Raw genomic sequence first — 6,756 nt, forward strand, 5'->3', positions numbered from 1 at the left:
GCGGGGTGCGGCGCTCGGCGACGACGGCGCCGGTCAGGTCGGTGAGGACGGCCGTCAGCTCGTCGCGGTCCAGGTGGAGGCCGACCGCGTGGCCCGCCTCGGGGACCAGGCGCAGGACGGTGCGGGGCTTGCCGCCCGTCGAGGCGCGGCGGCCCGCCTCCGCGGCCAGGCCCTCGGCGCGCAGCCGTGCGGTGATCTTGCTGACGGCCTGCGGGGTGAGGCCGGTGCGCTCGGCGAGCTCCAGGCGGCTGATGCCCTCCGAGCCCGCCGCGCGCAGCAGGTCGAGCACGAGCGCGGCGTTGTGCCCGCGCAGCGCCGGCAGATTCACCCCGACCGCGTTCGCTCTCCTGGCATCGGCCCTGTTCGCATCGACTCTGTCCGCGTCGGCCCTGTTCACGTACGACTCCACGAGGCCATTGTCCCCTCCGCTTGCACTTTGGCAACACCGTTGCTTAAGTGGAGGGCATGACTGGTACAGGCCCCGGCACCCCCGCCTCTCCCCTCCGCGTCGGCCTCATCGGGTACGGCCTGGCGGGCTCCGTCTTCCACGCCCCGCTGATCGCCGCGACCGAGGGCCTCGCGCTCGACACGGTCGTGACGTCGAACCCCGAGCGGCAGGCGCAGGCCCGCGCCGAGTTCGGCGACGGCCTGCGCCGCGCGGCGTCGGCGGACGAGCTGTGGGAGCGCGCGGACGAGCTCGACCTGATCGTCGTGGCGTCCCCGAACAAGACGCACGTGCCGCTCGCCACCGCCGCGCTCAAGGCGGGCCTGCCGGTCGTCGTGGACAAGCCGATCGCGGGCACGGCCGCCGAGGCGCGCGAGCTCGCGGCCCTCGCCGACGAGCGGGGGCTGCTCCTGTCCGTCTTCCAGAACCGCCGCTGGGACAACGACTTCCGTACGCTGCGGCAGCTGCTCGCCGACGGCGAGCTGGGCGACGTATGGCGCTTCGAGTCCCGCTTCGAGCGGTGGCGCCCGCGTCCCAAGGGCGGCTGGCGCGAGTCGGGGAACCCGGAGGAGATCGGCGGTCTCCTCTACGACCTGGGCAGCCACGTCGTCGACCAGGCGCTCGCGCTCTTCGGCCCCGCGGCCGCCGTGTACGCCGAGTCGGACGTGCGGCGTCCCGGCGCGGAGGCGGACGACGACACGTTCATCGCGCTGACCCACGCGAACGGCGTCCGCTCGCACCTCTACGTGAGCGCCACCACCGCCCAGCTCGGCCCCCGCTTCCGGGTGCTCGGCTCGCAGGCGGGTTACGTCAAGTACGGCCTCGACCCGCAGGAGGCGGCCCTGCGCGACGGCCGGCGCCCGGGGGCGCAGGACCCCTGGGGCGTGGAGCCCGAGACGATGTGGGGCCGGGTCGGCTCCGGCGAGTCCCCGCTGACGGGCGGCGGACGCCCGCTCCCGACGCTGCCGGGCGACTACCCCGCGTACTACGCGGCGATCGCCGACGCCCTGCGCGGCACCGGCGAGAACCCCGTCACCGCGCACGAGGCCGCCGCGGCCCTCGACGTCCTGGAGGCGGCCCGCCGCTCGGCCCGCGACGGTGTGACGGTGACACTGTGAGCGACGCGCCGTCCATCCCCGAACTGGAGGCACAGGAAGCCCGCCTGACGCTGCCTCACTTCACGTACGACGACGCGTGGGCCCTCGGCACGCTCCTCGTCGGCCTGGCCCGCGAGCGCCGCGCCCCGGTGGCGATCGACATCCGGCGCGGCGGCCAGCAGCTCTTCCACGCGGCCCTGCCCGGCTCCACCCCGGACAACGACGCCTGGATCGACCGCAAACGCCGCGTCGTCGAACGCTACGCCTGCTCCTCCTACCTGGTCGGCTCCCGCTTCCGCGCCAAGGGCACGACCTTCGAGGCCTCCTCCCGCCTGGACCCGGACGTGTACGCGGCCCACGGCGGCGCGTTCCCGCTCACGGTCGAGGGCGCGGGAGTGATCGGCACGGTGGTGGTCTCGGGGCTGCCGCAGGTGGAGGACCATGCGTTGGTGGTGGAGGCGCTGGAGCGCTTCATCGCGGGCTGAGCCCGGCCTCGGCCGACGTCGGCCCACGGTCTCGTCATGCCGCTCCGGCCGCTCCGGCGCCCCCGGGGAGCCGGGAACGCCGGAGCGGACGCCTTGCGGGGAGGGAACTCCCCCTCCCGCGGAGGGAACTGCCCCGTCGGGGGGGAGCTGCCTCCCGACGAGGGGGAGCCGCCCCCGGCGTCACGCCCCCTTGAGCTCCTGCCGCTGCCGGCCCAGGCCCTCGATCTCCAGCTCCACGACGTCCCCGGCCCGCAGGTACGGCTTCGGCTCGGGCTTGCCCATCGCCACGCCCGCCGGGGTGCCGGTGTTGATGACGTCGCCGGGGTGGAGCGTCATGAACTGGCTCACGTAGCGCACCACTTCCGCCACCGGGAAGATCTGGTCGGCGGTCGTGCCGTCCTGCTGGAGCTCGCCGTTGACCCAGAGTTTCAGGGAGAGCGCCTGCGGGTCCGGTACCTCGTCCGCGGTGACCAGCCAGGGGCCCAGCGGGTTGAACGTCTCGCAGTTCTTGCCCTTGTCCCAGGTGCCGCCGCGCTCTATCTGGAACTCGCGCTCGGAGACGTCGTGCGCCACGGCGTACCCCGCCACGTGCGCCAGCGCCTCCTCCCGCGACTCCACGTAGCGCGCCGTACGTCCGATGACCACGGCGAGCTCGACCTCCCAGTCGGTCTTGACCGAGCCGCGCGGCACGAGCACCGTGTCGTCCGGGCCGACCACCGTGTCCGCCGCCTTGAGGAAGACGACGGGCTCGGCGGGCGGCTCGGCGCCCGTCTCGCGGGCGTGGTCGTGGTAGTTGAGCCCGATGCAGACCACCTTGCCGACGCGCGCCAGCGGCGGGCCCACGCGCAGCCCCTGCGCGTCGAGAACCGGCAGGTCACCGCCGTCGGCCGCGGCCCTGATCCGGCCGAGCGCCGCGGCGTCGGCGAGGACGTCGCCGTCGATGTCGGCGACGATCCCCGACAGGTCCCGCAGGGTCCCCTCGGCGTCGAGCAGCGCGGGGCGCTCCGCCCCTGCCGTACCGACTCGCAGCAGCTTCATGGTCTGTCTCCCTTGGTCGAGCGTGGCCCGGCCGATGGGGTGCGGCCATCGGAGGTTTGGTCGATCGTCCAAGGTCGGCGTGCGGTAGGCAATACCCGGTTCACGTACTGGACCGTTACCCGGCGGTAGCGAGCGCCCCCGCCGCGTTCGGCATGTCCCGGTACAGCACGGCACGTTCCACCGCGCTCCAGGTCGTACTGGTCACCACGTACAGCGCGGCGGCCAGCGGCACCACGGCCACCGTGAACAGAGTCATGAACGACATCAGCGGCATCACCTTGGTCATCGTGGCCATGCCCGGCATCTGCTGGTCACCCGCGCCGGCCCCGGGCTGGGGCGCCGCCGCCATCTGCCGCTTGGTGCGCCGGAAGTTGAAGGTGGCGACGGTCGCGACGAGCGCGAACAGGCCCAGGTAGACGACGCCCTGCGCCCCGAAGAGCCCGCCGTCGGCCAGCGCGTCCGTCCAGCGCCCGCCGAGGGGCGCGGCGAAGAGGGTGTGGTCGAGCAGCGTGTTCTTGTCGCCGCCGATGCTCGTGTTGGAGAAGAGGTGGTAGAGCAGGAAGAACGCCGGCAGCTGGAAGAGGCTCGGCAGACACCCGGAGAGCGGCGACACCTTCTCCTTGCGGTGCAGTTCGAGGACGGCCTGCTGGAGCTTCTCGGGGTTCTTGGCGTGCTTCTTGCGCAGCTGGGCGATCTGCGGCGAGAGCTTGGCGCGCGCCTTCTGGCCGCGGGCCGACGCACGGGACAGCGGGTGGACGAGCAGCCGTACGCAGGCGGTGAACAGGACGATCGCCGCGGCCGTCGCCGAGGCGTGGAAGAACGGGTCGAGCAGGTCGGCGAGATGCTCGACCAGCCCCGCGAACACGGACATGAAGGCGGAGAAGAGATCGGACATGGAGGAACCCTCCGAGGGTTTCGTCGTGCCGGAAGAGAGGGCGACGGATGACGTCGCGTCGGCGTGACGACCCGCGAGGGGACCGGATGGTGTGCTGCGTGTGCCCCTACGCGGCCGTCAGGAGGGGACGGCCGGGTGCTCGGGGGCGCCTGCGGCCCCGGGCGTCGGGGTCGCGTTGGGGCAGGAAGGCGGTGCGCCGCTCCCGGTCGCGGATGGCCGTGCGTACGCGTGTACGCGGCACGGCGGGCGCGGAGCGCGCGGCGAGCAGGGAGCAGACGGTGAGCGCGGAGCCCGCGGCGGCGGTCGCGGCGAGCGCGACGGCGGCGGTGAGGCTGCCGGTGTCGACGAGGACGACCTCGACGAGGAGGAACAGCAGGAGCAGGGCGGGGCGCGCCGCCGCCTTCCAGCTGCGGATCAGGTCGTGCACGCGCTCCTCCTCTCCTCGGTCGTGCGGACCGGTGCGCGTCGATCGATGCACACGGCACTTGTCCTACTGACGTTTATACAGGATCGGTCACCACGGGTTCCGCTCCCACCGGATCCTCGTCGAGGGGATCGCGCGCGAGGACGTCCTCGTCCGGCCGGGTGTCCGCACGGCCGGACGCACCCGCGTACGGCACGCCGTACGACACGGCGAGCGCCACCGCCAGATTGACGGCGAGCGCGACGATCCCCGCGTTCACGCCGAAGACGGGATCGTTCTCGCTGAAGACGAGCCCGCACACGATCCCGACGCCCACGACGAGCCCGCTGACCGCCCCGGCGAGCGTCAGCTTCCGCCACACCAGGCCCAGGAGCAGCATCGGTACCAGCTGCGCCATCCCTTCGTACGAGATGAGCGAGAGCCGCACGAGGGTGTTGGGCGCCCCGTACGTGAGCGCCAGGGCGAGCGCGCCCGCGACGACGACCACGGCCTGCGAGGCCAGCTTCTGCCGCTGCGGGGAGCGCCACCGGGGCAGCAGCGACAGCACGCTGCTGCCCCACATCGTCCCGATGACCAGCATGAACACCGCCATGGGGACGATGGAGGAGAGGGCCGCGGCCACCCCGATGACCCCGACGCCCCACGCGGGCAGCGAATCCACGACCAGCTTGAAGAGCGCGAGATTGGACTCGGCCCCGACCAGTCCCGGCACGACGAACAGCGCGGCCATGCCCAGCAGCATGGGCACGAAGAGCAGCACGTTGTAGGCGGGCAGCCAGATCGCGTTGCGGCGCAGCCCGTCCGCGCTGCGGGCGCCGAGGTAGCCCGCGACGGTGGTCGGGAAGATGACGACGGTCAGCGCGTTGAGCAGCGAGGTGGTGGCGAACCACGCCTCTCCGTACGCGCTCCCGCCGCTGCCCGGCAGCGTCAGCCAGTCGCTCTTCTCCGCGACGATCCGGTCCAGGAACGGCCCGTACCCGTCGAAGTAGTGCAGCGGCACATAGACGGCGAGGAAACCGAGCGTCCCGATGACGAGGACGTCCTTCAGGACGGAGACCCAGGCACTGCCGCGCAGCCCGCTCACGACGACGAATCCGGTCGTGACCGCGAAGCCGATGAAGTAGGCCCAGTCGAGGCTGATCGCGCCGTAGGAAATGGTCGAGACGACGACGCCCATTCCCGTGATCTGCAATTGGATGTACGGCAGCAGGAACACCGTCACCAGCAGCGCGACCCCGGCGCCGAGCCAGGGCCGGTCGTAGCGGTGGGCGACCATGTCGGAGATGCTGACGAGGCCGTGCCGCCGGGCGTAGGCCCAGAGCACGGGCCCGACGACGTACCCCACGGCGTATCCGCAGGACATGTACGCGACGACGTACAGGACGGGCGCCCCGTAGTTGTACCCCCAGCCCGCGGCCCCCAGATAGCTGAAGCTGGTGTACCCCTCCCCCGCCATCAGCACCCAGATGAAGACGGCCCCGAGGCTGCGCCCGCCCACGGACCACTCGGCGATCCCGCCCTGCCGCCCGCGCCCGCGGACGGCGGCGAGGCCGAGGGCGACGGTGGCGGCCATGAAGACGCCGAAGACGGTGGTGGCGATGGCTCCGTCGCTCATGCGCGGCGGCCCCCGTTCTCCTGCTTCCGGTCGCCGTCCCTCTGCGCCTGGCTCCCGTCCCCCTGCTTCCGGCCCCCGTCCCTCCGCTTCCGGTCCCCCCGGTGGGCGAGCCACACGCACAGGGGCGTGAGCAGGGTGGCGGCCAGCAGCCAGAAGAAGAGGAAGGGCAGCCCGAGGACGACGGGCCGTACGCGATTGGCCAGGGGCAGGGCCCCGACGTAGAGCACGAAGGGGCCGAGGAGCCACAGCAGATGGGGACGTCGAACGATCACGAACCCCGACCCTATCCGCCCCTAGCGCGCCCGCATGGAACGCAACGTGCCCCACACCACGAGCCGATACTTCGACGTGTACTCCGGAGTGCAGGTGGTCAGCGTGATGTAGAACCCCGGCTCGCTGTACCCGTACCCCTTGCGCACCTCGCTGCGCGGCACGCTCCGGATGACACCGCCGTCGCGGGGCGAGGTCCGGGCCAGCGCCTTGTCCACGACGTACGTATAGACGGCGCTCCCGGTCTCGACCCGCAGCTCGTCCCCGTCCCGCAGCCGGTTGATGTACCGGAACGGCTCCCCGTGCGTGTTGCGGTGCCCGGCGAGCGCGAAGTTCCCGGCCTGGCCGGGCTGGGCGGTGCGGGGATAGTGCCCGACGTATCCCTGGTTGAGCACGGCACTCTTGCTGATCCCCTCGGCGACGGGGACGCGGATGCCGATGCGGGGGATGCGGAGGACGGCGTAGGCCTGGTCCCCGCGGGGCGGGG

9 protein-coding genes are annotated in these 6,756 nt (G+C 72.6%); 2 read left to right on the top strand and 7 right to left on the bottom strand.

Annotated elements, in window-relative coordinates; all coding sequences use genetic code 11:
• Positions 1 to 328, bottom strand: a 328-nt coding sequence (locus AOK22_RS34535) for a winged helix-turn-helix transcriptional regulator (RefSeq protein WP_157872371.1), incomplete at its 3' end; no start/stop codon positions are given.
• 137 nt (positions 329 to 465) lie between these two features.
• On the opposite strand from AOK22_RS34535, the gene AOK22_RS34540 reads away from it, so the two are divergent.
• Positions 466 to 1,563 carry a Gfo/Idh/MocA family oxidoreductase gene (locus AOK22_RS34540; RefSeq protein ID WP_055702665.1) on the top strand — a complete coding sequence of 366 codons (1,098 nt, stop codon included), beginning with the start codon at positions 466 to 468 and terminating at the stop codon, positions 1,561 to 1,563.
• Complete coding sequence (locus AOK22_RS34545) at positions 1,560 to 2,027, top strand: heme-degrading domain-containing protein (protein ID WP_055702666.1); 468 nt, start codon at positions 1,560 to 1,562, stop codon at positions 2,025 to 2,027. The genes AOK22_RS34540 and AOK22_RS34545 overlap by 4 nt, the downstream gene beginning before the upstream one ends.
• Positions 2,028 to 2,207: 180 nt before the next feature.
• Here the strand turns inward: AOK22_RS34545 and AOK22_RS34550 are convergent, their stop codons facing one another.
• The 6 genes from AOK22_RS34550 to AOK22_RS34575 all read right to left on the bottom strand — a co-directional run.
• Positions 2,208 to 3,065 (bottom strand): fumarylacetoacetate hydrolase family protein, encoded by an 858-nt coding sequence (locus AOK22_RS34550; protein WP_055702667.1) that lies wholly within the window; start codon positions 3,063 to 3,065, stop codon positions 2,208 to 2,210.
• 115 nt (positions 3,066 to 3,180) lie between these two features.
• The gene (locus AOK22_RS34555) at positions 3,181 to 3,936 is read right to left on the bottom strand and encodes a YidC/Oxa1 family membrane protein insertase (protein WP_079037013.1); all 756 of its coding nucleotides are present in this window, start codon (positions 3,934 to 3,936) and stop codon (positions 3,181 to 3,183) included.
• 130 nt (positions 3,937 to 4,066) lie between these two features.
• Positions 4,067 to 4,378 (bottom strand): DUF6412 domain-containing protein, encoded by a 312-nt coding sequence (locus AOK22_RS34560; RefSeq protein WP_055702671.1) that lies wholly within the window; start codon positions 4,376 to 4,378, stop codon positions 4,067 to 4,069.
• Between the two features lie 82 nt (positions 4,379 to 4,460).
• Complete coding sequence (locus tag AOK22_RS34565; protein ID WP_055702669.1) at positions 4,461 to 5,999, bottom strand: sodium:solute symporter family protein; 1,539 nt, start codon at positions 5,997 to 5,999, stop codon at positions 4,461 to 4,463.
• Positions 5,996 to 6,271 carry a DUF3311 domain-containing protein gene (locus AOK22_RS34570; RefSeq protein WP_055702670.1) on the bottom strand — a complete coding sequence of 92 codons (276 nt, stop codon included), beginning with the start codon at positions 6,269 to 6,271 and terminating at the stop codon, positions 5,996 to 5,998. The genes AOK22_RS34565 and AOK22_RS34570 overlap by 4 nt, the downstream gene beginning before the upstream one ends.
• Before the next feature lie 21 nt (positions 6,272 to 6,292).
• Positions 6,293 to 6,756 (bottom strand): class E sortase (locus AOK22_RS34575; RefSeq protein ID WP_157872373.1); only part of this gene is annotated, 464 nt, incomplete at its 5' end.

Origin of the sequence: Streptomyces silaceus (assembly GCF_001419745.1) — a bacterium.
Lineage (GTDB): Bacteria > Actinomycetota > Actinomycetes > Streptomycetales > Streptomycetaceae > Streptomyces > Streptomyces silaceus.